The organism is Gemmatimonadaceae bacterium (assembly GCA_036496605.1).
Classification (GTDB): domain Bacteria; phylum Gemmatimonadota; class Gemmatimonadetes; order Gemmatimonadales; family Gemmatimonadaceae; genus AG2.
In genome coordinates, this window is record DASXKV010000060.1 from 11,059 (window position 1) to 36,298 (window position 25,240).

A 25,240-nucleotide genomic window follows, 5' to 3' on the forward strand; every position below is an offset into this window, starting at 1 on the left:
CACCAGAGTTCACTGCGACGGCCAAGTCCCTCCGATTGCCTTATAGACGGCGACGAGTGCGGTCGCGGCCGACGTCTGGCCTAACGCGAGCTGATTCTCGGCGTCGAGCAGGGTGCGCTCCGCGTCGAGCACCTGGAGAAAGTCCGTGAGTCCCGCCTCGAACCGTTGCTCTGCCAACGCTGACGCGCGCTGACTCGAACGCACGGCTTCGCCGAGAATTGCGAGTCGCGCATGGGCGCGATCGTAGCTCACGAGCGCAACCTGCGTCTCTTCGAGCGCGCGCAGCACCGTGGCGTTGTAATCCGCCTGCGCTTCACTCGCTCGCGATCGAGCGAGATCGACGCGCTGTTTCACACGGCCGAGATCGAACAGCGGGAACGAGATGAACGGCCCGACGAGCAGCCGGGATGTTCCCGTGCGGCTGAGCGAATCGAACGACGTCGCCGTGTATCCAAGGCGAGCGCCTAACGAAATACGCGGCAAGTAGTCCGCCTTGGCCGCGCCGACGAGGAGCTGCTCGGCCGCTGCCGCGCGCTCGGCCCGTCGCACGTCGGGTCGACGACGGATCAGATTGGACGGCAACCCAATCTCCAGCGTATCTGGAAGCTGTGGTCGGTCTCCGTCCTTGAGTAACGCGGGCGGCAGGGCATCCGGAGTCCGACCCAGCAATACCGCGATTCGGTTGCGACCGCGCGCAATCTCGGTCTCGAGACCAGGCATCGTTGCGAGCGTGAGGTAAAGAATCGAACGCGCCCGCTCGGTATCGAAGGCCGTCCCTCGGCCGCCGGCGAGCCGGTCCTGCGTGAGCGAGACGGTGCGCCGCTGATTCTCGGCGTTCCGCTGCGCGACGCCAAGCTGTTGCTCCGCACCACGCAACTCGAAGTAAGTGCGCGCGACCTCGGCCGCAACGCTCACTTGCACGTCGCGCAGCGCATACTCCGCCGACGCCGCGAAGGCACCCTGGGCCGCGACCGTTCGACCGACGCGACCGTAGAGATCGACCTCCCACGACGCATCGAAGCCAGCATCCCAGAGCTGCTCGGGCGGAAGCTGTCGGCCAAAACCGGGGAGTTGCGCGATCGATGCTTGCTGTCGAATCGAGCTGCCGCTCGCGGTTATGGTCGGCGCCAGGTCGAACGCCGCCAATCGGCGGGCCGCGCGCGCACCCGTTAGGCGCGACGCAGCGATCCGGACGTCGGTGTTGGCTCTGAGAGCCTCGTCGATGAGATCGGAGAGCACATGATCGTTCAGCGTTTGCCAGAACGGGGCAACGGGCAAAGCCGCGTCATAGTGCACCGATCGATTGAGTGCGACCGCACTCGATTCGGGCGGACAACTGTCCGCGCGCAACCCGCTCGCGACGGCAGCCGTGCCGATCGAATACTCTGGCGCGACGCGGGTCGTCGGCGCCTGGTACGCCGGCGCACCCACGCAAGCACCCACGAATGTCAGAAGTAGAATGCCGAGATTACGCATGGGCGGTTTCCTCCCCGCGCTGCCACGTGTGAATTGGTTGTACCTCGATGGGAGGCGTCACGGCGCGACGAGCGTCGCGCGCTGCAATGCCGCGAACGAGCACGTAGAAGAGCGGCGTGAAGATGAGTCCGAAGAAGGTCACGCCGAGCATTCCGGAGAAGACCGCGATCCCCATGACGTGACGCATCTCCGCGCCGGCGCCGCGCGCGATCACCAGCGGCACCACACCCATGATGAAGGCGAACGACGTCATGAGAATGGGACGCAAGCGAATGCGTGCGGCCTCGAGTGCGGCGGCAAATCGACTGCGACCCTCCTCCTCCAGATCGCGCGCAAACTCGACGATCAGAATTGCGTTCTTGCAGGCGAGGCCGACGAGCACGAGGAGACCGATCTGTGTGAAGACATTGTTGTCACCCCTCGTGATCCACACACCAGCGATCGCCGACAAGAGGCACATCGGAACGATAAGAATGATCACGACGGGAAGCGACCAACTCTCGTATTGGGCGGCCAATACCAGAAACACGAGCAGCAGGCAGAGCGGGAACACGAAGACCGCGGTATTGCCGGCGAGCTTCTGCTGATACGTGAGCTCCGTCCATTCATAGCTCAAGCCGTTAGGCAGCGTCTCGCTGGCAAGGTTTTCCATCGTCTGCACCGCCTCGCCGGAACTGATGCCGGGTGCCGGGCTGCCATTGATGTCGGCCGTGGTGTAGCCGTTGTAATGCGTGACCTGATCGGGACCGTAGGACTGCTTCACTCGCAGCACGGAGCCGAGCGGCACCATCTCGCCGTGGGCGTTCTGGACCTTGAGCTGCGTGATGTTGTCGGCCCCCGAGCGGAACGGCGCGTCGGCCTGCGCGATCACCTGATACGTTCGGCCGAATTTGTTGAAGTCATTCACGTACTCGGAGCCGAGATAGATCTGCAGCGTCTGGAAGAGATCATTCAGCCCGATATCGAGCTGCTTTACTTTGTCGCGATCGACATCGGCAAAGAGCTGCGGGACATTCACCTGAAAACCCGAGAACTCGCCGGTGAGCGTCGGCGTCTGGTATGCGCGACCGAGCAGCGACTGCGTCGCCGCATAGAGCGCGGAATCGCCCAGCCCGACGCGATCCTCCACCTGCAGCTTGAACCCACCCACTGCCCCAAGCCCATTGACCGCAGGTGGAGGAAAGACAGCGACGAACGCCTCTTGAATGCCGGCGAATTTCTGATTGAGCGACTGAACGATCGCCGCGGCGCTCTGGCTCGCCTGCTTGCGTTCCTCGAACGGTTTCAGTCCGAGAAAGATCGTTCCCGCGTTCGGTTTGTTCGCGAATCCGTTGATGGAAAGTCCCGGGAACGCGACCGCGTGCTCGACACCGTCCTGCTTGAGCGCGATCTCGGACATCCGCCGAATTACCGCCTCCGTCCGATCGAGCGACGCCGCGTCTGGCAATTGGGCGATGGCGACCAGATAGCGTTTGTCCTGGCTCGGCACGAACCCCGCCGGCACACGCGAGAAGCCGACGACGCCGAGCATAACGAGGCCGGCGTAGACGGCGACTGCGACCACGGCACGCCGGCTGACTCGCGTCACCAATCGTCCATAGCCGCCTGACGCACGCGCGAACGTGCGGTTGAACGGACCGAAGAGCCAGCCGAGCAGCCGATTCATCACGCGCGTCGGTGCGTCCTCGGGCGCGCCGCGCGGCCGCAACAAGACCGCGGCGAGCGCAGGCGAGAGCGTCAGCGAATTGAACGCGGAGATCAGCGTCGAGAACGCGATCGTGAGCGCGAACTGTCGATAGAACTGGCCGGTGAGACCGCTGATGAACGCCACGGGCACGAACACCGCGCAGAGCACGAGCGCGATGGCGATGATCGGCCCGCTGACTTCCTCCATCGCCCGATGGCTTGCCTCGAGAGGCGAGAGACCTTCCTCGATATGTCGTTCGACGTTCTCGACGACGACGATCGCGTCGTCGACGACGATGCCGATCGCCAACACGAGCCCGAATAACGAAAGCGTATTGATCGAGAAGCCCGCGGCGAGCATGACCGCGAAGGTTCCGACGATCGAGATCGGGACGGCCGCAAGCGGGATGATCGAAGCCCGCCACGTCTGCAGGAACAGCACGACGACGATGACGACCATCAACGTCGCCTCGAGCAGCGTCTGGATGACTTCGCGAATCGAATCGCGCACGAAGATCGTCGGGTCGTACACCGCCGACCAGTCGACGCCCTGCGGGAAGCGCGTTTTGAGCTCGCTCATCTTCGCGCGAATCGCGCTGGACAGTGCGAGCGCGTTCGAGCCCGGCGCCTGGAAGACCACGATCGCGACGGCGTTCTTGTTGTCGAGAAGCGCGCGTAACCCGAAGTCACCGGCGCCTAACTCGATACGGGCGACGTCGCGGAGCCGAGTGACTTCGCCACTTGCACCCGTTTTGATGATGATGTTCCCGAATTCCGTCTCGTCGACGAGACGCCCCTGCGCACGCACCGTGAGTTGATACGCAACAGGGGTTGGCATGGGTGGCGCGCCAACGACGCCCGCCGCCACCTGGAGATTCTGCTCGCGGATCGCCTGCACGACGTCACTCGCCGAAAGATCGTGTGCGGCGACCTTGTTGGGGTCGAGCCACACCCGCATGGCATAGTCGCCGGCACCGAAGACGATTACCTGCCCTGCACCAGGGATCCGCGCCAATTCATTGCGCACGTTCAGCAATGCGTAGTTGCGCAAATACACCGGGTCGTAGCGTCCCTCGGGTGAAGTCAGGTGCACGACCATCGTGATGTCGGGCGATCGCTTCTCCGTGACTACCCCCAACGCGCGTACTTCTTCGGGCAGGCGCGCGAGTGCTTGACTCACGCGATTCTGGACCTGCACTTGCGCGAGATCGACGGGCGTGCCGATCTCGAATGTCACTGTCAGGTTGAGGACGCCGTCGGCCGTCGCCGACGACGACATATAGAGCATATGCTCAACACCGTTGATCGCGTCCTCGAGTGGTGTCCCCACCGTTTGGGCGAGGACTGTCGGGTTGGCGCCGGGATATACGGCGCGCACGCTGATGGTCGGCGGCGTGACCTCGGGGTATTCGCTGACCGGCAACCCGCGGATTGCCAGGAGGCCGCTGGCGAGAATCACCAGTGAGAGCACGATCGCGAAGATCGGTCGATCGATGAAGAAACGTGAGAAACGCACGAGATGTCTCCGAGCTGAGCAGGTCTATCGAGCGGCTGGCGAGACGGCAGCGACATCGGTGGTCATCGCCGTCGGTTGGGCGACCACTTTCATTCCGGGACGGACGCGCATGAGGCCATTCACGACGACGCGCTCGCCAGGCTCGAGCCCGGACTCGACGACGCGAAGTCCATCGACGAGGCGTCCGATCGCGATCGGCCGGTACGCGAGCGTGTTGTCCTCTTTCAAGACGAGCACGAACTTCCGATCCTGATCGGTCCCGATCGCTCGATCCTGTATCAACGTCGCGGCGTGGCGTTCCCCTGCGACGAGCCGGACGCGAGCAAACAGTCCAGGTGTGAAGGCGAGTGAGGTGTTAGGCATCCGCGCTCGCACACGAATCGTTCCCACGGTGCGGTCGACGCGGTTGTCGATGAAGTCGAGCGTTCCCTGATGCGGAAATCCCGCTTCCCCGGCGAGACCAACGTAGACGGGCTCGCCGATGGGCCGCGTGCCGCCTGAGGCGCCGCGGTCGCCGCCGCGCAGGTACTTGAGATACGCCTGCTCGTCGCAGTCGAAGTACACATACATCGGGTCCAGCGAAACGATCGTCGTGAGCAGTGTGGACGCGGGAGGTCCAGCCTGGACGAGGTTCCCGGTGGTGATCTCGGCGCGACTCACGCGGCCGGTGATAGGTGCGCGGACGACCGTCCACTCGAGATTGAGCCGCGCCACACGAACCGCTGCATCTGCGGCGCGAACAGCCGCGTCGCTCTGGGCGCGCTCGCTCGTGCGAGCATCGAGCTCTTCGCGCGAGATCGCTTGCGTGGCGACGAGTCGTTGCGCGCGCTCGAGCTCCATGTCGGCGAGCTGCTTCCGCGTGCGCGCTTGTTCGAGCATTGCGTCGGCGCGCGCCATGTCGGCGTCGTAAGGGCGTGCGTCGATCGTGAACAGGATGTCGCCCTGATGAACGATGGCGCCCTCGGCAAATGAGACGCGCTCGACGAAGCCGCTGACGCGCGGCCGGACCTCGACGCTGTTCACGGCGTCGAAGTGTCCGGTGAACTCCTCCTCGTCGGCGACCGGGCGGGTGAGCGCGGGAGCGACCGTGACCTGCGGTGGCGGGGGCGCGGATTCGGCCCTCTTGCATCCGCTCGCCGTCGCGGCGGCGAGGAGCGCCGTCGCCCAGAATGTCAGGCGCCCGACGGTAAAGCCAGTAGTATTCATTGCGGCACGACTCCCTCGGAATTGGGTCAGTCCAGCGATTCCCGGCACGACCGCGTAGGTCTGGTGTATATGTTACTGACCGGTCACACCCCCAGATGTTACCGACCAGTAACACTGTCGTCAAGTGGGGATTGCGTTCGCGAGCGGCGAGCGCTCTGATATAGTCGGATGAGACCGTGACAAATCGACACGCGACGCACGGCGCCCCCACGGGCGCGATGCTTGATAGGATCGAGGATTAGATATGACTGCGAAGCGGCAGGCTGAGCCTCTACTTCCGCCGCGCGAACGAATCGTCGCCGCGGCCGCGGACCTGTTTCTCAAACAGGGGATCCGCGGCGTGGGTGTCGAAGCCATCGCGGAGGCCGCGGGCACGAACAAGATGACGCTCTACCGACACTTCGCGTCGAAAGACGAGCTGATCGCGGAGTGGGCGCGCGGAATCGTTGCTCAGAAAGAAGCGCTCTGGGATACCTTGAGCGCGAAGTACCCGGATGATCCGCAGCAGCAGTTGATCGAGTGGAGCGAGCGCGTCGCGTCGAAGCTCGCGGAGATGGAGCGCCGTGGCTCGATGCTGGCCAACGCACTGGCGGAGCTACCGGAGAAGGACCACCCGGCGCGCCGCGTGATTCAGGCGCACAAACTCCGCGAGCACAAACACATTCAGCGGCTTTGCAAGGACGCCGGCTTTCAAGATGCGGATCTCGCCGCCAATCTTTTCTTCCTGCTCCTCGAGGGCGCGCAAAACTGCGTCCAGTGCACGGGCATGAAGCGAGTCGGCGAGGACCTCGTGCGACTCGTCCAGCGGATGGTGGAGAATACGCAACAGGCGCGTCGTCTTTGACTCGGTACATTCGTGTCGTCGTGCGCAAAAACCTCCGTGCTCGTGATCGCATCGGTTGAACGAGTGGTGGCGATCGAGCGCGCTGGGGAAGCGTCGTCATTGTCGTGGGATTGAAGTGAGAAATGAGTGGACGAATGGTCAGGTCAGCGGAACAGGCGGAGGAATCACCGGAACGGGGGAAAGTATCGCCGGCACAGGCGGAGGAATCACCGGGCCGGTGCATCGGGCGGAGGAGCGCGCCGTAAAATCGGCGATGGATGGTGCTCAACGACCGATCGCCATCGAAAAATGAGAGGAACAAGACGATGCGCGAGCGGACACACTGAATCGCTAACGGGAAAAAGCGCGTAGCTGACGGAACAACCCCAACGCTCACCGGAACGCGCGTCGGTGTCGTGGGCCGCGGCGTTCGATGACGGGAACGGCCGTGCGTGTTAGCGGCCGTAAATGTTTCGTTCGCGGAACGGCGGTGAGTGTCAGCGGACCGCCTGTGACTGCGAGTGGAACGCGCGGTGGTGGAACCGGAAAATGTTTTCGATCAGCGGAACCGATTTTCCGCCAGCGGACCAACCGTGTGTGCTACCGGACCACGCGCGACGCTGAGCGGGCACGCGTTCGCACGAGTAGACCTCCCGTGAGTGCCACGGGAACGCCCGTGCTTTTAGGTCAACGCAGCGGATCGTCCGCGGAACGCGTGTCGAACGGCCCTACCCCTACCCATATCCCCTGGCCACTTCACAACCCGAACTGGCGCAGGTGATGGTCGATGTGGCGGTATGCCCAACGGCACCATTCCGCCTCGTTGAGCGAGCCAAACAAGTAGTGTTTGGAAAGTCGCCCCTTCCCTACTGCTACGAGAAAGCGCTCGGTTGCTGTCTCGAGCAATGCGATGTCTGCCGCGAAGTGTGGGCTCGGTGGTGTGCCGCCGATGAGCTGATCTGCTTCCGGTCGTGTTTTCATACCGTGAGGCCAGGGCAACGGTGCGTATAACGCGGTCCACTTGAGCAAAGTCCTATCGACGAGCGTCGGAGCAGGCATCGTACTCCGGACCGTCCGATCTCCGAAAAGGTTGCGGAAGGCGTCTGTCAGGTGACAGACCATCTGACGCGCCGTCATTCGCCCCCACCGGCCGGGCATATCGGGATCCAGGCGGTGCAGGCGTTGGAGTATTCTTTCGCGATCACGTCGCCGGCTCAGTGTTCTCATGGCCGGCCGGATCCGCAAAAGTCATTCGCGCTCCGCTTGGCGGATTGGCACTCTCGAGGCATTCGTGGTACACTGGGCACCATGTCGATAGCGTGGCAACCGTATCGCGAACCCCTTTCGGCGACACTCGCTCGCACCCTCGCGATCGCTCTCCTCCTCGGCGCCGTACTCACTCGCTTCTGGGGCGGTGGCGTCGGCCGCTGGCCGATGGCCACCCTGTTGATGGTGTGGCCATCGTTAGGTGGTCACTATGTGGAGCTGTGGTTTCTCAATTGGCTGCGGCCTCGACTTTCCAGCGTGCGCAACATCCAGGTGGGAGCACGCATCGCCGTGTGGTTCGCAGGCGGCATCGTGCTGGCACTCGGCATGACCCTGACCGGCAACGCCGCTGGCTATTCTCTTCCCGCGTTCCGGTTGAGCTGGTGGGTCGCAGGTCTCGCTGGGCTTGGCTTCATCGCCGTCGAGCTCGTGGCGCAGCTCGCGTTATTATTTCGCGGTCGACCGAGTTTTTACGACGGACGCGGCTGACGGGCGGTTACCCCGGCGCGCCGGGCTACAATTTGGCTCGGCGGAGCAGTTGGGCGTTGATGGCGACAATCACCGTGATCGCCGACATCAGTGCCGCGCCGTGTACTCCGATCATGGAGTGAGTACCCGAAGCACCGGGTGGCCGTCGATGTTCTCGAGAGGGAGATAGACGCGATGCGTTCGCGGATCGACGGCAACCGTGTGCGCATGAGCCGCTCTGATCTCGCCCACGGGATGCAGGGTTGCGCCGTCGGCGACGAAGCTGCTCAGAACACCGCCCTCGGATGCGATGTAGAGTCGTCGCCACGCAGGGTCCCAGGCCAGCACATCGGGATCGTCGCCGACGGTGTGTGACGACAGCACCTTCATCGTATGTAGGTCCACGACAAGGAGCTTTCCGTTGCCCTCACACGAGACGAACGCCAGTCGCCCTGGTTCGTCGATCGCGAAGCCATGCGGATGATCGGAGCCTGGTAGATCGTATCGAGCCACGATCTTGTCGGTCGCCGGATCGATGGCGACGAGCTGATTGCGTGTTTGTACGGCAACGAGAATGCAGTGCGACACCGAGTCGTAATGGGTGTTCCCTGCTTCGCCGCCCAGATCGATCGTCGCGATCTTCTTGTTGGTCCGCGCGTCGATCACGACGTCCGCGCCCCCCGACTCGTCGGACACGAATACCTTGTGTTCTGCCGGCGCGTAGGCGATGCCGTCGGGAAAGCGGATCCCACCAATGTGTGCGACGACCTTGAGCGTTTGATCATCGATCGCGACCACTTCGTGATTGCCGGCCGCCGAGGCGTATACGGTATTGTGCTCCGCTACGACCCAGATTCCTGTCACGCGAGGAGTACCGTTCACCTCGGCGACCACGCGTGACGAGTCGAGATCGAACACGACGACGCGGCCCGCGTTCATGTGACTCATGTAGAGGCGGCCTTTCGCCGGATCGACACTCTGATAGTCGAAACGATTGGCCGGCCCGGGAAGCGGAATATCTCGCAGGACGCGCAGCGGTCCGCGCGCCGCGCCGGCGACGGCCACGGCGGACGCGGACCAGCCAGCAGGGGTCATCGAGTTGGCTAATGCCACACAGGTCCTGGCTTGACCGCTGACGTCAGAGGGGACTGTCCACGCGAGAGCCGTAGAGGCGATCACGAGTCGTCGAATACAGAGTCTCCCGTCGACTCGACGCCATGTGAAATTTTCGTCTCGTTTCATTGTCGTTATGCGTCGTTACGGTTGGTTGGTGAGGCACCTCCCGGGAGCCCCAGCCAATCTTGTGCGTTGCCCCACGTTACGAAGTCGTGAATCGCGGCGTCAGAGTACTCGCGGGTCCTCGTGGAGCGGTCATTTTTGACCTCTCCCGTGGGTCACGCGTCATAGGATCGAAGAGCACCCCCCCGTCACCACACCACAGTACAAGGTGAGCTCTGACCTTGCCGATCACGCAGGCCCCAGAGTGAGAGGAGAACAATGCGAATTGAATTTTCGAGCAGCTGCGCCATCGGACTGGCTATGGCTCTCCTCCTGGGAGCGGCCCCGACGGCGCGAGCGCAACAGCAGGATCCGCCGCGAAAGACGACGTCGTCGCGCCGGATTCCCGTGACCAAGGACCGGCCGGCGCGCCCTGCACCGGCGGCGGCGCCCGTCGCCACGCAGCGCGTGAATCAGGATTCCATCGCGGCCGCCGAGCGCGCCCGGCAGGACTCCATTGCCTCCGCGGAGCGCGCCCGGCAGGACGAGCGCGCCCGGCAGGAGCAGATGCGCAATGACTCCATCAAAGTCGCCGAGCAACAGCGTCAGGATTCCATCGCGGCCGCGGACGCGGCCCGGCAGGACTCCATCGCTCGAGCTCACGACAAAACGCAATCGCGAGAGGCCCTCCGGTTGGCCCGTCGCAATAACAGCGGCTTCTACATGGCGATCGCCGGCGGCAGCACGATGCCGATGGGCGACCTCAAGACAAATCCCGCCAGCAGCTACAACATGGGCTGGAACGTCACGGTCCCCTTCGGCTGGGACTTCAACAGCTTCCCCCTCGGGATCCGCTTCGACCTGGCGATGGACAACCTGCTGGGCAAGGCGAACTTGATGGATGCATTCGGCAACCCGATGAAGAACGTCGTTATCTACTCGGGGAGCGGCGGCCTGAAGCTGAATGTGCCGCTGTTCCGGACGGCGAGTCGCTTCTACCTCATCGGCGGCGCCGGCGCACATCGTATCACCGGATACGCGACGGCCACGGATAGCGTCCAGACAATCAAGGATGCCAAGACCGACATCGGCTGGTACGGCGGCGCTGGCTTCAACTTCCGCTTCGGCAAGACGGCGCTCTTTGTCGAGTCGCGCTACATCAACGTGAACGCGAAGCAGCCGGCCGGCTTCGCGTACGAGAAAGCGAACTACCTCCCGATCATCCTCGGCTTCCAGTTCTAGTCGAGCGAATCAGCATCGTTTCGAGCACGGCGCCGCCTCGCAATCCGCGAGGCGGCGCCGTGCTCGTTAGGCTGGTTTCATTGACGTGTCTCCGACGATCGTGCCGGCATTCTCGAACGACTGCCTTGTATGAACTTCTTACGTCCACCGGTGAGATCGATCGCAACGGACATTGCATCGAAGAAGATTGTCGTCGCGCTGGCATGGCCGGCGTACCGGTCGAGGGCGGCCTTCCACGCCAGTTTGTAGCCGCCATGTGTTCGCCGCGCCTCGGAGCTCATTTTCTCCCAGCCGGTCGACAACAGCTCGACGCGCGTGCTAGTGCCGTCGGGTACAAATGATACCTCGACATACTGCGCATCCGATGCGTCGCGAGACGAATGGAACGTGAACGCCACTCGCGTCGGCGGTTCCAGCAGCTTGACGGTTCCCCAGAGGAAACGCGTTCCGTCGTGATGTTCCTCGTAAATACTTCCACCGGTCCGACATTCGAAAACGACTCGGCGTACGCGGCGCCCGCCAATCGAGAGCGCGACACGAGGCCACCACTTCGCAAAGTCTGCGGTGAACCGCTGGTACGCCGCTTCCGGACTCCAGGACACGACAACGGATCGACGAATGGGCGCAACCGCATCTGTCTCCTCTGTCATCTGCGTCGGCCTCTTGTCCGAGTGTGGCGTGCCGTTAGGCGCTGGCGGTGAGCCACTGAATGATGCTTGTCATGGCCTCTCTGTCCAGCGTTGCGTCAGGAGCGTTGTAGCTTGTAAGCGCCTGGGCGGCGTTCAGCTCCGACCGCGGTCGCGACTCGTGCTTCAGCACGTGATTCGCATCGTCGGGGAAGAGAACGCTGACGAGCGCACGTCCAGCCGCGGCGCGCTGCAGTGGTTCGCCATCGGCGCGCCAGTCGACCTGGATGTCTTTCTTCCCGATCACGATGAGCGTGGGCACGTCGATCTGCGCGAGGAGCGGCGCGCCGTCGCTCATCCAGAGCTCGCGCGCGAAGGGCAGATTCGCCGGTGCGGCGAGACCGTCCAGCAGCGCCCGAAAGCCCGCGGGAAGTGACGGATCGGGAGCAATCGGCTCGCCCGCAAGAAAACGAGCGATGGCCGCATCGTAGAGCGCCATCACCGCGTCGCCATTCGGGAGACTGGCGGCTTGTGCAGCAAGCTGTGATCGTGCGACAGCGCCGACACTCCGACCAGGTGGCGAGATCAGTACGAGGCCGGCAAAGGGAATCTCGGGGGCGTGGAGCTGGTAGTTGAGCGCGTGAAGCGTACCCTCGCTGTTCGCGACGGCGAAGATTCTGTCTGCGCGAACGAACGACCGATCGGCGAGGGCACGAACTGCTCCCGCGAGCTCGTCGACGTGACCCTGCATGCTCACCTTGCCGATCATGCGCTGGACATTCTCCCGCGCCTGCGGCCCCGAGGCCCGCTTGTCGTAGCGCAGCGAGGCGAATCCGGCGCGCGAGAGCTCGTCGGCAATGAGTCGTGCACTGCCGTTGGTTCCTGGAAGGAGTGGCGAGTTCCAGTCGCGGTCCGTCGGGCCGCTCCCTGCCACAAATACTATCCCACAGAATGGCCCGTTGCCTAACGGGCGTAATAAAGAACCACGCACTGTCATCGAGTCGATCTGCCACTCGACGTCGGAGGCTTCACTCTGATGGGTCATCGCGAGCATAGGCGTCAGAATCTGCCACGAACAATCTTCGGCCGTTAGATACACGGTCCTTCCGCTCCTATAAAACCGCTCGATAGCGCTCCCACTGACCGCGCAGTGCCGTAAGAAACGCGATGAATGCTGGGTCAGCGCGGATGTTATCGAGATTCGGATCTCGGGCGAAGGAGGGATAGCATGGCCAGCCGTCATCGGGCCGCGCGCTCCAGCCAATGAATGGCATCATGCGGCGCAAGTTGAGTGACGTGCCGAAGGATCCTGGCAGCAAGTGTCTTTTGGTCGGTCCCCGACGCGTACACCTCCCGGGCCGGACTCGCTGTCGCGTTTTGGCCGAACCTTGGAATGTCCGCGAATCTGGGTGCACGGATCGACGGCCAACCGGTGCGGGACCTGATCGGTGGCGGCGATGCCGGTTTTCGTCGCCCAGGTTTTTCGGTCGCACTCGATCCGGGAATAGCGATCACCCTCGGACCTAACGAGGTAACAGTGAATGCGCCCATTCGAGTGGCCGCCAACCGCATGGCGAGCATATATGATCTGTCGACGGGTAAACCCGGTGGAGGCGATTTCGCGTCGTCGCTGATTTTCGTCGGGTATTCCGTGCGGAACTGATGCGCGTTGGCGCCTAGCCCCGCTCGGCGACGCGCTCGATGGCTCACGCAGCACCCTTGGTGTTGACGTTCGACACCAAGGCGACCATGGTTATGGTGTCGACAATCGACACCATGACCACACGCCTCGACCTGCTCCAGGGAACGCTCGATCTCCTCATCCTTCGCACGCTCGCGGCCGGCCCGCGCCACGGGTGGGCCGTCTCCGAGCGCATTCAGGAGACGTCGCGCGACGTGCTCCGCGTGAATCAAGGCTCACTGTACCCCGCCCTGCATCGACTCGAGCAACAAGGATGGATCTCGTCGGACTGGGGGGTCTCGGAGCTTGGCCGTCGCGCGAGGTTCTACCAACTCACGCCCGCTGGACGCAAGCAGTTGCGTGACGAGTCAGAACAATGGGCGCAATTCTCGGCAGCGGTCGGCCGCGTGCTACGATTCGCATGACGAAACGCTCATCGCTCTCGTCGCGCTTTCGCGGCGTCGTGCGCCGTCGAAGAGTTGAAGCCGAGCTGGCCGAGGAGCTGGACTTTCACCTCCAGATGCAGGCGAGAAAGCATCGCCAGATGGGAGTCGGCGACGACGAAGCCCTCCGCTTGGCGCGACTCGAGTTCGGGAACATCGAATTGGTCAAAGAGGACGCTCGCGACGTGCGCGGAGCGCGCCCGATCGAAGACCTCTTCGCTGACGTGCGGTATGGATGGCGTGGACTCTGGCGCGCTCCCGTCTTCTCTCTCTGCGTCGTTCTCACCAACGGACTCGGCGTCGGACTGATCACGAGCGTGTTCACGATCTTCGATGCATACGTCCTCCGTCCGTTCGACATACGCGATCCGTACTCACTCTATTCGGTCCAGTGGCTCGATCGATCCGGCCACGTGCACGATTTCACCGCGCGTAACGCGGTCGCATTGCGTACGTCGTCGGCTGCCATTGCCGATGTCACGGGTTATAGGACGTTCTCCGCACGGCTCAACATGGTGCCGGTCGCGGGTGATGCCGTCACCGCGAACTACTTCGGCGTCACCGGCGTGCGAGCGGCGATTGGACGGACCCTTCGCGCCGATGACGATTACGCGCCGGTGGTTATCCTGAGTCACGCCCTCTGGCAAAGGAGCTTCGGGTCGGACTCGAGCATCATCGGGACGTCGCTGCCGATTCGTGGCGCGAGCTTTCGCGTTGTCGGAGTGGCGCAGGAGGGTTTCGCCGGCTTCTTCAAGAAGCCGCGGGATTTCTGGATACCAGTCGGCGCAATGCCCCGTACCGATTCAACTCGGAGCGCCGCCGACAATCCACTATCGATCATCGTTAGGCTACGGCCCGGGGTGGCGAGCGCCCGAGCGCAGGCGTTCATCACCGCAGTACTGCAATCGACAACCGCTTCGCTACCAGACAGCAGTCGCGTGCTGCGGGCATTGCTCATGTCCCGCGCGACGCCGGTTGCTTCATCCCGCAGCGCGTTACTCGCTTTCGCGCCGCTCTTCGTGGCCTTCGCGCTCGTCCTCGCCCTCGCGTGCGCAAACGTCGCGAGCATGCTGCTCGCTCGCGGCATGACGCGTCAACGCGAGCTCGGAACGCGACTGGCGCTCGGTGCAACTCGCGCGCGGATCGTTAGGCAGCTGGTGACGGAATGCGTCGTCCTGGCGATGCCCGCCGTCGCCCAGGGGTTCGGAATGGCGTGGCTGGTCGTCCGTTTGGGGGTCGTTGCGCTTTTTGCGACCCTGCCACCGGACCTCACGGCGTTCGTCCGTCTCGTGCCGATCCATCCGGACGCTCGCGTGCTCGTCTTCGCCATGGTCACCTCGACCGCGTCAGCGTTTCTCTTCGGTGTCACGCCCGCGCTGGAGGCGACACGGATTGCCGTCGTCGACGCCATTCGCGGCAACCTTGGCGGCCAGTCGCCGAGCCGTGTACGCGGGCGGCTCGTGATCGCGGAAGTGATCGTCGCCACGCTTCTTCTCAGCATCGCCGGTGTGCTGCTGCGAGAGGCGGCGCGCCTGGGACGCATGGACACTGGACTGCACACTCGTGAGGTCGTCTCGGTCGAGGTGCAGGATCGGGCGCGGCTACCCGTACTTGGCGCGCTGCGACAGAGTCCGTCCGTCGACGCAATCTCGACCGCGGTCTCCCTTCCGCTCGACATGCGGTACTCGACGGCTATCGCGATTGCCGGCGACTCGACGCGTGTGCCGATGTTATACAATCGTGTGTCGGCGTCGTACTTCGATTTGCTGAAGATCGATCTCGTCGGCGGGCGAACGTTCACGCCCGATGAGGAGCAGGAGTCCAGCGGAACGGTGATCGTGAGCGAGACGGCGGCCCATCGACTCTGGCCGGGCGCCAGCCCGGTTGGCCGCCTCGTTAGGCTCGAGCTGCCGGGGCCGGGCGATCCACTCGCCCGCACGCAAAACGCGCGTGTCGTTGGGGTCGTGCGCGATGTCGTCGTGAACTCGCTCGACGAGGGCCGCAATCGCCCCATATTCTACCTTCCGCAATCGTTGGAGATGTCAGCTTGCTGCTTTCTCGTCCGCGTGCGTGGCAACCCGGTCGCGACCAAACGGAATCTCGAGGCGGAGCTGGAGAAGCGGCTACCAGGAGCGGTCGACCGCATCGATGTGCTCGACACGTTCGTTGCCGGGGCCTTGTATCCGTACCGAGTGGCCTACTGGGTTGCACTCGGTCTTGGGCTTCTCGCGCTTGGCCTCACGGTGATCGGCGTCTATGGTGTCGTCGCTTATATGGTGAGCCATCGTGCTCGCGAGCTCGGCGTGCGGATCGCCCTCGGTGCAACGGCCAGAGACGTCCTCGGGCTCGTTCTCTTGCAGTCCGTGCGACAGACCGCCGCCGGCGCCGCAATTGGCGCGGCCGTCGCGCTTGGCGTCGTCCAGATTCTGAGTGCAAATATCGAGAGCATGCCACGATTCGACGGCATCGCGTTTCTCGGCGCGATCGGCGCAGTGCTGGTGGCCTGTGTCGCGGCAGTGTTCCTGCCGGCACGCGCGGCACTGCGCGTGGACCCCAGCATCGTGTTGCGACAGGACTAGGCCCCGTTCGGGTCGCGAGCGCTTGACCGGCTCCGCACCGTCGCTCATCTTTAAGACTCTCCATAAAGACTCTTTAGGTAACCGCCTGCCCATCGATGAGCGAATCCCTCGCCGTCACCAAGGGAACGTTGGACGTCATCGTCCTTCGCGCGCTCGCGTGGCGCGAGATGCACGGCTTCGAGATCGTCAGCTGGATCGAGGACTCGACCAGGGAAACACTCGATCTCACCGACGCCGCCGTGTACCAGGCGCTCTACCGAATGGAGAAGCGCGGACTCGTCAAGGCGGTGTGGGGCGTGACCGAGAACAACCGCCGCGCCAGGTACTACCGGTTGACGAAGCCCGGCAATGCCCATCTGCATAACGAGACGCGGCGTTGGCTCGAGTACTCTTCGCTCATCACTGGATTGCTCACCGCTCCCATCGCCGCGAGATAGCGATGACGCCTCGTCCGGAGCGTGAACGAAAGGTCGACCTCGCGCTCGAGCGAAAGGTCGACATTCAACGGGCCGTCGACGAGGAGATCGCGCTCCATCTCGAGTTGCGCATTCAGGATTTGCTCGCGCGCGGACACTCGCTCGAGGAGGCGCGCGCCATTGCGCTCCAGCGCTTTGGTCCGCTCGAAGAAACGCGCACGCAGCTCGCCACTACTGCATCCATACGGGTTCGACACATGCGCCTCACCGACGAGCTCGACGCCCTCCGACAGGACGTCGCCTACAGCATTCGCCAACTGCGGCGCGCTCCGGCATTCGCGTCCGCCGTGATCATTGCGCTGGGTCTCGGCGTTGGCGCAAACGCGACGATGTTCGGCGCGATCGATCAACTGTTGCTGCGGCCGCCGGCGCACGTTGCCGAACCCTCGCGTTTGATGACGGTCGCCTTTCGCGATGTTCGACGTGACGCCTCGCATCTCCAAAGCGTGCTCTCGTTCCCGATCTTCCGAGACCTCGCAAGTGAGAACAGCGTCTTCGCGACGGTCGGTATCTATCGCCCTGTCTCGATCGATTTGGAAAGTGGGCCGGAGGCGAAGTCGCTCCCAGCGATCCTCGCGAACGCGGATTACTTCCGCGCGCTTGGCGTACGGCCGCTCGCCGGACGGTTTTTCAGCGATGACGAAGCCGGCAATCGCCCGGGCGGTCCGGTGGCGGTCCTCGGTTATGAATTCTGGCAGCGCACCTACGGCGGCGACATCGCAGTGATCGGAAGGACCATCCAACTGGCTGATGCACCGCACACAGTCATCGGCATCGCGCCGGAGGGGTTCAATGGTTTAGGGCTTACTCGAGTGGACGTGTGGCTCCCGCTGACGGACGGTCTCCCGCCGGCGGCAATTGCCGTCCTGGCCGAGCAACGGCAGAGCTACTCGTATTCCATCGTCGCGCGACTTGTCCCTGGCGTCGGCATCGGCCGCGCCGCGGAGGTTGCCACGACGGCACTGACCAGAGGTGCCGTCGCTTCCGGGACGAGCGAGGCCGAGTTGCGCGCGCTCGGCCGTCGCGTCGAGTTGACGAGCGTTCTCCCACGCGATGCGCGCGCCGATGAACCCGAAGCGCGCGTCGCCGAGCTCCTCGGTGGCGTGTCGCTGTTCGTGCTCCTCCTTGCGTGCGCGAACGTCATGAACCTTCAGCTCGCGCGTGGCATCCGGCTTCGCCGCGAGATTGCCGTGCGCATCGCCCTCGGTGTCAGTGCCGGACGACTCATTCGCCAGCTGGCCCTCGATTGCCTGTTGCTGGCCATGGCTGGCGGCGTCACCGGTTTGATCATCGCGCGTTTCGGTGGTCGCTTCGTGCGCGACACGCTTCTTGGCGGCTCGCTCGGATCGATTGCGCCGAGCGATTCGCGAGTTCTCATCTTCTCGTTGATCGTCGCGCTGGTCGCCGGGCTCGCCACCGGTCTCATACCCGCGTTGGCGATGCTGCACCCAAATCTGGTGCTTTCCCTGAGGGAGGGCTCGCGAAGCAGCGACTCCAGGCGGACGAGTCGCGTGCGGTCCGCATTGCTCGGAGTGCAGGCAGCGCTGACGATGGTACTGCTGGTTGGGACGGGTCTGTTCGTGCTCAGCCTTCGCCGCATCGAGGCAGTGCCTCTCGGCTTCGATCCTTCGCACTCGGGCGTTGCGCGACTCAATCTGAGCGGACGACGCATGCCTCCGCTCGCCAATCAGACATCGGAGGAGAGAGCACAGTCGCGCCTGACGTTTCGCCGACTCGAGGAAGTCGCTCGCGAAACTCCCGGTGTCACTGCGGCAGCCGTCGCGCTGACTGCGCCATTCGAAGGTAGTTACGGCGCGGGCGTCACAATTCCGGGCCGTGATTCGGTTCCGGTGACGCGCGACGGGGGACCGTACTTCAATGCCATCTCGTCCGATTACTTCGCGGCCATCGGTTCCCGGCTCATCGCGGGCCGAGCCTTTACGACTGCCGATCAAACCACGGCGCCCCGCGTGGTGATCGTGAATGAAACCGCGGCGCGATTATGGTGGCCCAGCGAGAACGCGCTCGACAAATGCGTCCGCATCGGCGATGTCACGCAACCATGTGCGCAAGTCGTCGGCATCGCACAGAACACGCATCGGCGGCAGATCGTCGAGGATGATTTCGTCCAGTTCTTCGTGCCGATCGATCAAGCGGATCCGCTCACGCCCGGTGTGGTCCTCTTCCGCACGGCGGGAAGCTCGGAGCGCGCGATTCCGGTCGTGCAGCGCCGCTTGCAGAACGCGGTCGCCGGTCTTCCGTACGTCGCCGTGCGTCCACTCGATGCGCTGGTGATGCCGCGCATGCGCTCGTGGAAGCTCGGCGCGGCGATGTTCGGAGTCTTTGGTGGACTTGCGCTCGTGCTGGCGACGATCGGCTTGTACAGCGTGCTCGCCTACGATGTCGCGCGACGACGCTATGAGCTCGCGCTACGACGTGCGCTCGGTGCGCCGGCGCGAAGCCTGACGACGATGGTCGTTACGCGGGGCATCGGAGCCGTCGGCATCGGCGCGCTCGCCGGTGCCGTGCTGGCACTCGGCTCGCAGCGAATCATCGAGCCAATGCTCTTCCAGACGTCGTCGCGAGATCCCGTCGTGTACGGTTGCGTCGCTCTCTTGATTGCCGTCATCAGCCTGGCCGCGACAGCCTTACCAGGACTTCGCGCGGCGCAAGTCAATCCTGGAATTTCACTGCGCGGCGATTGAGTAGATCCTCACAGAACGGTGCGCTGAGTTCACGACCACTTCAAACTGACGTCGGCGATCGGTAACGTGCGAACCCTCTTGCCGGTCGCGGCGAAGATGGCGTTGCAGACCGCCGGCGCCGCGGCCGGAAGACCGGGCTCGCCCAACCCCGTAGGCGGCGCGGAGGACTTGATGAACTCCACGTCGACGATCGCAGGCGAGTGATTCATCCGCAGCATCCGGTACTCACCGAAATTGCTCTGCGCAGCGGCGCCGCGCTCGATCGTGAGTTTCTGAAACCACGCCGCGCTGATGCCGTCGAGCATCGCGCCCTGCACCTGGCTCTCCGCTGCGCTGAGATTGATGATCGTGCCGGCATCGACGACGGCGGTCAGCTTCTTGATCGCGACCTCGCCTTCGCCGCTCACCGTGACGTCGGCGACAATCGCGACGTAGGCGTTGTTGGTATGCGTGATCGCGAAGCCCTGCCCTTCGCCACGCAGACGCGACTTGCCCCAACCCGCCTTCTCGGTCGCGCGCTTGAGCACCGTCGTCATCTTCGCGGCGTCGAATCCCCGGCCGGCTCCGGCCGGAACCGCGCCTAACAAGTCGAGCGTGAACGCGAGCGGATCGCGGCCAGCCGCGTGGGCTAGCTCGTCGACGAAACATTGTGTCGCCCACGTGTTGCCGTTGTCGCCGGGCGCACGCCAGTAACCCGTTGGAATGCCCGCCGGCAATTTGCTCGACTTCACTTCCGAGCCCGGGAATGCGATGAACGGGAAGCCGCCAGCCGACATGTCGCCGGGACCGCCCTGCATCTTCACGAACGCATCGTGCAGCGCCACTACTTTGCCGGAAGCGTCGAGGCCCGCGGTGAAATAGTGCCAGCCGTTCGAGCGGTAATTGTCGTGCGCGAAGTCGTCCTCGCGCCGCCACACGAGCTTCACCGGCGTTCCCTCGAGTTTCTTCGCGATGGCAGCCGCCTCGATCGAAAACTCGTTGCTGCCGCGCCGGCCGAAGCCACCGCCGAGTCGCGTGATGTGCACGACCACGTCCTTCGGCGCGAGGCCGAGGCCGCGCGTGACGAGACTCTGCCCGCTCGCAGGAATCTGCGTCGGCGTCCACATCTCCATCACGCCATTCTTGAAGAGCGCCGTGCAGTTCTGCGGCTCGAGCGTCGCGTGTGCGAGGAAGGGATAGTGGTAGATCGCCTCCACCACTTTCGTACCTGCCGCAAGTGGGGCGGGCGGTGTGGCCCGCGCGAGGTGCTCCGCCTGCTTCGCCATCTCCGCGCTGTTTTGACTTGCGACGGCGCCCTCGTCCCACTTCACCGTTAGGCCCTTGGCGGCGCTGAATGCGTTCCACGTCGAATCGGCGATGATGGCAACGCCCGATGTCAGTCCCTCGATGCCGTCGAGCACGAAGGCGTCGCGCACACCGGGGCGTTTCTTCACTTCGTCGATGTTGGCGCTCACGACTTTGCCGCCGAACACGGGGCATTTCGTGTATGTCGCGTACACCATCCCGGGCAGGCGCACATCGAGGCCGAAGAGCGGCGCGCCCCGCACGATCTTCTGGTTGTCGACGCCGGGCACGCGTGTGCCGATCAGCTTGAAGTCCTTGGGGTCCTTGAGCGGAGCGTTCGCGGGCGGCGTTAGGCTTGCGGCCTTCGTCGCGAGCTCGCCGTAGGTCGCTCGGCGCTTCGAGGCAGCGTGAATGACGGCGCCTTTTTGAGTTTCGCACTCGCCACCCGAGACGCCCCACGTCTGCGCGGCAGCCTCGATGAGCATCGCGCGCGCCGTCGCGCCGGCGCGACGCAGCGCTGTGAAATTCCCGGTCGTCGAGCCGCTCCCGACCGAGAACTGCCGGCCATAGGCAGGATTCAAGTCACCTTGCACGACGGTCACCTGCTCCCACGCGACGTCGAGCTCCTCGGCAACGATCATCGGAAGCGACGTCTTGATGCCCTGCCCCATCTCGGAATTCGGTGCGATGATCGACACCGCGCCGCTCGGCGCGATGCTGATAAAGGCGTTCGGTGCGAACGTGTCGGCACTGCCGGTCAGCGTCTTCGCGAATGCGGACGAAGTTCCAAAACGCAGATACGTGCCGACGAGAAGGCCGCCACCGGCGAGCGCGCCGGCCTTGATGAACGCGCGACGATCCACGACCGGCGAGGAAGGATTGACGGAGCGTTTCATGTCCGGCCTCCATTCGCCGGCGTGCCACTGCCGGCGAGTTCGGCGGCCCGCTTGATGCCGGCGCGGATGCGGACGTAGGACGCGCAGCGACACAAGTTGCCGGCCATCGTGCGGTCGATTTCGGCGTCGTTCGGGCGCGGGCTGCGTTTGAGCAACGCTGCCGCCGTCATGATCTGTCCCGCCTGGCAATACCCGCACTGCGGCACGTCGAGCTCAGACCAAGCTTGCTGCAGCGGATGCGCTCCAGCGGGGTCGAGGCCCTCGATCGTGGTGATCTCCGCGCGTCCGACGCTGGAGACTGGCGTCTGGCACGCACGCGTGGGCGTGCCGTTGAGATGGACGGTGCACGCCCCGCACGCGCCGATGCCGCAGCCGTATTTCGTGCCGACGAGGCCCAGGGAATCGCGCAGCACCCACAACAGCGGAGTATCCGGCGTCACGTCCACCGAGTGAGACTGGCCATTCACGCTGACGGTGTATTTGCTCATAAGCGCGGAGGTAACAGGTCTGATTCCCCGAAGCTCGAGGCAATCCCCGGGTGCTTAACGAGGCGAACGAGCTTCCTCGCGGCGGCACGATGGAGGTGCCGAGTCATCCTTATACTACAGGCCGTGGAGACCATGTCAAAAAGAAGATGGCCCGTCCGTGTCGGCGGGCCAGTCCTTCGCGCCACCGTACAGCACTGACCGGATTTTCATGGGCATGTCCAACTTGCTCGCGGCGCGATCTCAGATGGCGGTGTCACTCGCCTTTCACATTGTATTTGCGGAGGTTGGAATCGCACTGCCGCTCATGATGACGATTGCCGAGTGGCGGTGGCTGCGAAGCGGTAAGACGGTATACCTGGAGATCGCGAAGCGTTGGGCAAAGGGCACCGCGATCCTGTTTGCCGTTGGCGCCGTGTCAGGGACGGTACTGTCGTTCGAGTTGGGCTTACTCTGGCCCAGCTTCATGCGCTTCGCCGGCGCGATCATCGGCATGCCGTTCTCGCTCGAGGGATTCGCCTTCTTCACCGAGGCGATCTTTATCGGCGTGTACCTGTACGGCTGGGACCGGATTCCGGCTCGCGCACACCTGGCCGCTGGAGCGCTGGTCGCTCTCAGCGGGACACTTTCTGGAATCTTCGTCGTGACCGCGAACGCATGGATGAATGCGCCCACCGGCTTTCGTGTCGTCAATGGTCAACCGGTTGAGGTGAATCCGATCGCGGCGATGATGAACCCTGCGGCGTTCTCACAAACACTGCACATGATCATCGCGGCGTACGCTGCAACGGCTTTGGCGGTCGCCGGAATTCACGCTTACGTCTTGTTGCGTCGACGCGAAGCGTCGCTGAGCGAGCCACTTGGGAACTTCCACCGTGCGGCGCTGGTGGTTTCGCTCACGGTCGGGATTCCCGCGGCGATCGTCCAGCCAATCTCGGGGGACATCAGCGCCCGCTTTGTCGCGCGACACCAACCAGCGAAGCTCGCGGCAATGGAGGGCCAGTTCGAGACGGAACAGGGCGCTCCGCTCCGCCTCGGTGGATGGCCGGACGTGTCGAAGGAGACGACACGGTTCGCAATAGAAATCCCGCGCGGCCTTTCGCTGTTGGCGTACCACGATCCAAGTGCAACCGTGCGCGGCCTGAAGGATTTCCCGCGCGACGTCTGGCCGCCCGTTCCGATCGTGCACTTTGGATTTCAGATCATGGTTGCTCTCGGGACAACGATGGCAATCGTCGCGCTGTGGGCAGGGTCGGTCGCTGTGCGTCGACGCCGGCTGCAATACGATGCGAGCGATAGGTGGCTCTTGCTCGCCCTGGTCATCGTCGCGCCCTTTGGTTTCCTCGCGACCGAAGCAGGGTGGTTTGTCACCGAAGTGGGGCGCCAGCCATGGATCGTGTATGGCGTGCTCAAAACGAGCGATGCAGTGACGCCTATGCCCGGCCTCATTGTTCCGTTCCTGCTCGTGACTCTGCTCTACTGCAGTCTTGGTGTAGCGGTCATCTGGCTCTTGCGGCGACAAATCGTTCCGACGACACACCCCGGCCGCTGAAAATGCGTGGAGCAACCTTAGTCAGCTTGCCGGCCTTCATGGCAGGTGTGATCGCGGCGTCGCTCAACATTTACGCCCTATCCGCCGGCGCCGACTTCGGCGGGGGAATCTGGGATCTGCTCGCGACCGGTCCACGACGCGACAAGCAGCGCACTCTCATCGCTGATGCCATCGGTCCGATCTGGGAAGCGAATCATGTCTGGATGATCCTCGTGGTCGTCCTGCTCTTCACGGCCTTTCCGCCTGCATTCGCGCTTCTCATGACCATTCTCCATGTGCCGATTACACTGATGCTGTTCGGCATCGTGCTGCGCGGTTCGTCATTCACCTTCCGGAGCTACGATAGTCGGCGCGACGTTGTGCAGCGGCGCTGGGGGCGCATTTTCGCGATCGCGAGCACGGCAACCCCCCTCCTTCTCGGTTGTATCATCGGCACGATCGCCACTGGCGTGCTGCGCTCGACCCAGGTCGAGCTCGATGCGGCATATGTCCAGGTCTACGTGCGCCCCTGGCTCCGTCCTTTCCCTGTTGGCGTCGGCGTTCTGGCGCTCGCGTTGTTCTCATTTCTTGCGGCGGTGTATTTGACGGTCGAAGCAAAGGAGGACGCGCTGCGCGAGGACTTCCGAACGCGTGCGCTCCTCGCCTCGGTCGCCGTCGCGGCTATTGCGCTGCTCGACCTTGTACTCGCGAGGTCGAGTGCGCCACTGGTGTGGTCGGAGCTTACCGAAGGCAGCGTTGCGACGCTGCTTCGCGCCGGTGCCGCCCTCGCCGCGTTAGGCGCGATGGTTGGGCTGTGGCGGCGGAACTATGCAGCGGCACGCATCGCTGCGATTATCGAAGTCTCGTTCGTCGTCTGGGGATGGGCTCTCGGTCAATTCCCCTATCTCGTCCCGCCGGACGTAACGATCGACGGCGCCGCTGCGCCAAGCTTGACGCTGAGGTTGCTCGCCATCGCGCTGTTTGTGGGGCTTGTTCTCCTTGCACCATCTCTTCGCTATCTCTACAGGGTCTTCAAGAAGACAGCCGGCTGAAACTGCAGTGACATCCGCACCTAACGAGGACCGCAACATGGAAACAGCCACCGAAGCCCGAGCCCGGCGCGACTACCGTGCCAGCCCCCTGGCAACGCCAACCGATCTGAAACCGGCGGCGACGCAAGACATCACTGCGGCGCTGAACGTGATTCTCGCTGACGTATTCGCGCTCTATGTCAAGACGAAGAACTTCCACTGGCACATGAGCGGTGCCCACTTTCGCGACTATCACCTGCTCTTCGACGAACAGGCTGACCAGATCTTCGCGATGACCGACCCCGTGGCAGAGCGCGTGCGTAAGGTTGGCGGCCTGACCATCCGATCAATCGGGGAGATCGGGCGCCTGCAGCGCATCATGGACAACGACGCCGAGTATGTCTCGGCGCTCGACATGCTCGCGGAGCTCCGCGACGACAACAAGACGCTTCTCGGCGCGTTGCGCTCGGCACACGACGTCTGCGATGAGCATGGCGACGTCGCGACCACGAGCCTCATCGAGGTGTGGATCGACGAGACCGAGCGGCGCCTCTGGTTCCTCTTCGAGGCCGCGGAGCGCGATAGAACGGAATGACGGTTGG

General features: G+C 63.8%; 20 protein-coding genes. 11 read left to right on the plus strand and 9 right to left on the minus strand.

Annotation, left to right across the window (positions count from 1 at the left end):
- Positions 1–9: 9 nt before the first annotated feature.
- The 3 genes from VGH98_23605 to VGH98_23615 are packed head-to-tail and all read right to left on the minus strand — an operon-like array spanning position 10 to position 5,884.
- Positions 10–1,476, minus strand: a complete 1,467-nt coding sequence (locus tag VGH98_23605) for an efflux transporter outer membrane subunit (protein HEY2378986.1) — start codon at positions 1,474–1,476, stop codon at positions 10–12.
- Positions 1,469–4,678, minus strand: a complete 3,210-nt coding sequence (locus tag VGH98_23610; GenBank protein HEY2378987.1) for an efflux RND transporter permease subunit — start codon at positions 4,676–4,678, stop codon at positions 1,469–1,471. The genes VGH98_23605 and VGH98_23610 overlap by 8 nt, the downstream gene beginning before the upstream one ends.
- Before the next feature lie 24 nt (positions 4,679–4,702).
- Entirely contained in the window at positions 4,703–5,884 is a 1,182-nt protein-coding gene (locus VGH98_23615; GenBank protein HEY2378988.1) for an efflux RND transporter periplasmic adaptor subunit, read from the minus strand.
- Between the two features lie 244 nt (positions 5,885–6,128).
- Here VGH98_23615 and VGH98_23620 point away from each other — a divergent pair, with 244 nt between their 5' ends.
- Entirely contained in the window at positions 6,129–6,728 is a 600-nt protein-coding gene (locus tag VGH98_23620) for a helix-turn-helix domain-containing protein (protein HEY2378989.1), read from the plus strand.
- A 735-nt stretch (positions 6,729–7,463) separates the two neighbouring features.
- Here the strand turns inward: VGH98_23620 and VGH98_23625 are convergent.
- Positions 7,464–7,688: a DUF1569 domain-containing protein gene (locus VGH98_23625; protein ID HEY2378990.1), complete on the minus strand. Its 225-nt coding sequence runs from the start codon at positions 7,686–7,688 to the stop codon at positions 7,464–7,466.
- 129 nt (positions 7,689–7,817) lie between these two features.
- Here VGH98_23625 and VGH98_23630 point away from each other — a divergent pair, with 129 nt between their 5' ends.
- Complete coding sequence (locus VGH98_23630; GenBank protein HEY2378991.1) at positions 7,818–8,462, plus strand: hypothetical protein; 645 nt, start codon at positions 7,818–7,820, stop codon at positions 8,460–8,462.
- A 111-nt stretch (positions 8,463–8,573) separates the two neighbouring features.
- Here the strand turns inward: VGH98_23630 and VGH98_23635 are convergent, their stop codons facing one another.
- Positions 8,574–9,536: a YncE family protein gene (locus VGH98_23635; GenBank protein HEY2378992.1), complete on the minus strand. Its 963-nt coding sequence runs from the start codon at positions 9,534–9,536 to the stop codon at positions 8,574–8,576.
- 444 nt (positions 9,537–9,980) lie between these two features.
- Here VGH98_23635 and VGH98_23640 point away from each other — a divergent pair, with 444 nt between their 5' ends.
- Entirely contained in the window at positions 9,981–10,901 is a 921-nt protein-coding gene (locus tag VGH98_23640; GenBank protein HEY2378993.1) for a hypothetical protein, read from the plus strand.
- A 77-nt stretch (positions 10,902–10,978) separates the two neighbouring features.
- On the opposite strand, the gene VGH98_23645 is transcribed toward VGH98_23640, so the two are convergent.
- Together VGH98_23645 and VGH98_23650 are read right to left on the minus strand one after the other, a co-directional pair.
- Entirely contained in the window at positions 10,979–11,551 is a 573-nt protein-coding gene (locus tag VGH98_23645) for an SRPBCC domain-containing protein (protein ID HEY2378994.1), read from the minus strand.
- 34 nt (positions 11,552–11,585) lie between these two features.
- Positions 11,586–12,572, minus strand: coding sequence for a hypothetical protein (locus tag VGH98_23650; GenBank protein ID HEY2378995.1), 987 nt, complete (start codon positions 12,570–12,572; stop codon positions 11,586–11,588).
- A gap of 348 nt (positions 12,573–12,920) precedes the next feature.
- Between VGH98_23650 and VGH98_23655 the strand changes: the two genes are divergently transcribed.
- The 5 genes from VGH98_23655 to VGH98_23675 all read left to right on the plus strand — a co-directional run bounded on the left by VGH98_23655 (position 12,921) and on the right by VGH98_23675 (position 19,411).
- Positions 12,921–13,190, plus strand: a complete 270-nt coding sequence (locus VGH98_23655) for a hypothetical protein (GenBank protein ID HEY2378996.1) — start codon at positions 12,921–12,923, stop codon at positions 13,188–13,190.
- Between the two features lie 113 nt (positions 13,191–13,303).
- Positions 13,304–13,633, plus strand: a complete 330-nt coding sequence (locus VGH98_23660; GenBank protein HEY2378997.1) for a PadR family transcriptional regulator — start codon at positions 13,304–13,306, stop codon at positions 13,631–13,633.
- A complete protein-coding gene (locus tag VGH98_23665) occupies positions 13,630–16,230 on the plus strand; it encodes an ABC transporter permease (GenBank protein HEY2378998.1) in 2,601 nt (866 codons plus the stop codon). Before VGH98_23660 ends, VGH98_23665 begins: the two co-directional genes overlap by 4 nt.
- Before the next feature lie 95 nt (positions 16,231–16,325).
- Positions 16,326–16,667, plus strand: coding sequence for a PadR family transcriptional regulator (locus tag VGH98_23670; GenBank protein HEY2378999.1), 342 nt, complete (start codon positions 16,326–16,328; stop codon positions 16,665–16,667).
- A 2-nt stretch (positions 16,668–16,669) separates the two neighbouring features.
- On the plus strand, positions 16,670–19,411 hold the full coding sequence (locus VGH98_23675) for an ADOP family duplicated permease (GenBank protein HEY2379000.1): 2,742 nt from the start codon (positions 16,670–16,672) through the stop codon (positions 19,409–19,411).
- 29 nt (positions 19,412–19,440) lie between these two features.
- On the opposite strand, the gene VGH98_23680 is transcribed toward VGH98_23675, so the two are convergent.
- Together VGH98_23680 and VGH98_23685 are read right to left on the minus strand one after the other, a co-directional pair.
- The gene (locus VGH98_23680; protein HEY2379001.1) at positions 19,441–21,591 is read right to left on the minus strand and encodes a molybdopterin cofactor-binding domain-containing protein; all 2,151 of its coding nucleotides are present in this window, start codon (positions 21,589–21,591) and stop codon (positions 19,441–19,443) included.
- On the minus strand, positions 21,588–22,079 hold the full coding sequence (locus VGH98_23685) for a (2Fe-2S)-binding protein (GenBank protein ID HEY2379002.1): 492 nt from the start codon (positions 22,077–22,079) through the stop codon (positions 21,588–21,590). The genes VGH98_23680 and VGH98_23685 overlap by 4 nt, the downstream gene beginning before the upstream one ends.
- Before the next feature lie 214 nt (positions 22,080–22,293).
- On the opposite strand from VGH98_23685, the gene VGH98_23690 reads away from it, so the two are divergent.
- From VGH98_23690 to VGH98_23700, 3 genes are read left to right on the plus strand one after another with little or no spacing between them, the layout of a single operon-like run.
- Positions 22,294–23,628, plus strand: a complete 1,335-nt coding sequence (locus VGH98_23690; GenBank protein ID HEY2379003.1) for a cytochrome ubiquinol oxidase subunit I — start codon at positions 22,294–22,296, stop codon at positions 23,626–23,628.
- A 2-nt stretch (positions 23,629–23,630) separates the two neighbouring features.
- A complete protein-coding gene (locus VGH98_23695; GenBank protein HEY2379004.1) occupies positions 23,631–24,659 on the plus strand; it encodes a cytochrome d ubiquinol oxidase subunit II in 1,029 nt (342 codons plus the stop codon).
- A gap of 37 nt (positions 24,660–24,696) precedes the next feature.
- Positions 24,697–25,233 (plus strand): DNA starvation/stationary phase protection protein, encoded by a 537-nt coding sequence (locus VGH98_23700; GenBank protein HEY2379005.1) that lies wholly within the window; start codon positions 24,697–24,699, stop codon positions 25,231–25,233.
- The last annotated feature ends 7 nt before the right edge of the window (positions 25,234–25,240 follow it).

Bases quoted from the DNA above. Each gene is read 5' to 3' on its own strand.
- VGH98_23605 (HEY2378986.1), bottom strand. From the start codon at position 1,476: ATGCGTAATCTCGGCATTCTACTTCTGACATTCGTGGGTGCTTGCGTG.
- VGH98_23615 (HEY2378988.1), bottom strand. From the start codon at position 5,884: ATGAATACTACTGGCTTTACCGTCGGGCGCCTGACATTCTGGGCGACG.
- VGH98_23620 (HEY2378989.1), top strand. From the start codon at position 6,129: ATGACTGCGAAGCGGCAGGCTGAGCCTCTACTTCCGCCGCGCGAACGA.
- VGH98_23625 (HEY2378990.1), bottom strand. From the start codon at position 7,688: ATGAAAACACGACCGGAAGCAGATCAGCTCATCGGCGGCACACCACCG.
- VGH98_23635 (HEY2378992.1), bottom strand. From the start codon at position 9,536: ATGACCCCTGCTGGCTGGTCCGCGTCCGCCGTGGCCGTCGCCGGCGCG.
- VGH98_23640 (HEY2378993.1), top strand. From the start codon at position 9,981: ATGGCTCTCCTCCTGGGAGCGGCCCCGACGGCGCGAGCGCAACAGCAG.
- VGH98_23645 (HEY2378994.1), bottom strand. From the start codon at position 11,551: ATGACAGAGGAGACAGATGCGGTTGCGCCCATTCGTCGATCCGTTGTC.
- VGH98_23650 (HEY2378995.1), bottom strand. From the start codon at position 12,572: ATGACCCATCAGAGTGAAGCCTCCGACGTCGAGTGGCAGATCGACTCG.
- VGH98_23655 (HEY2378996.1), top strand. From the start codon at position 12,921: ATGTCCGCGAATCTGGGTGCACGGATCGACGGCCAACCGGTGCGGGAC.
- VGH98_23660 (HEY2378997.1), top strand. From the start codon at position 13,304: ATGACCACACGCCTCGACCTGCTCCAGGGAACGCTCGATCTCCTCATC.
- VGH98_23665 (HEY2378998.1), top strand. From the start codon at position 13,630: ATGACGAAACGCTCATCGCTCTCGTCGCGCTTTCGCGGCGTCGTGCGC.
- VGH98_23670 (HEY2378999.1), top strand. From the start codon at position 16,326: ATGAGCGAATCCCTCGCCGTCACCAAGGGAACGTTGGACGTCATCGTC.
- VGH98_23675 (HEY2379000.1), top strand. From the start codon at position 16,670: ATGACGCCTCGTCCGGAGCGTGAACGAAAGGTCGACCTCGCGCTCGAG.
- VGH98_23680 (HEY2379001.1), bottom strand. From the start codon at position 21,591: ATGAAACGCTCCGTCAATCCTTCCTCGCCGGTCGTGGATCGTCGCGCG.
- VGH98_23685 (HEY2379002.1), bottom strand. From the start codon at position 22,079: ATGAGCAAATACACCGTCAGCGTGAATGGCCAGTCTCACTCGGTGGAC.
- VGH98_23690 (HEY2379003.1), top strand. From the start codon at position 22,294: ATGTCCAACTTGCTCGCGGCGCGATCTCAGATGGCGGTGTCACTCGCC.
- VGH98_23695 (HEY2379004.1), top strand. From the start codon at position 23,631: ATGCGTGGAGCAACCTTAGTCAGCTTGCCGGCCTTCATGGCAGGTGTG.
- VGH98_23700 (HEY2379005.1), top strand. From the start codon at position 24,697: ATGGAAACAGCCACCGAAGCCCGAGCCCGGCGCGACTACCGTGCCAGC.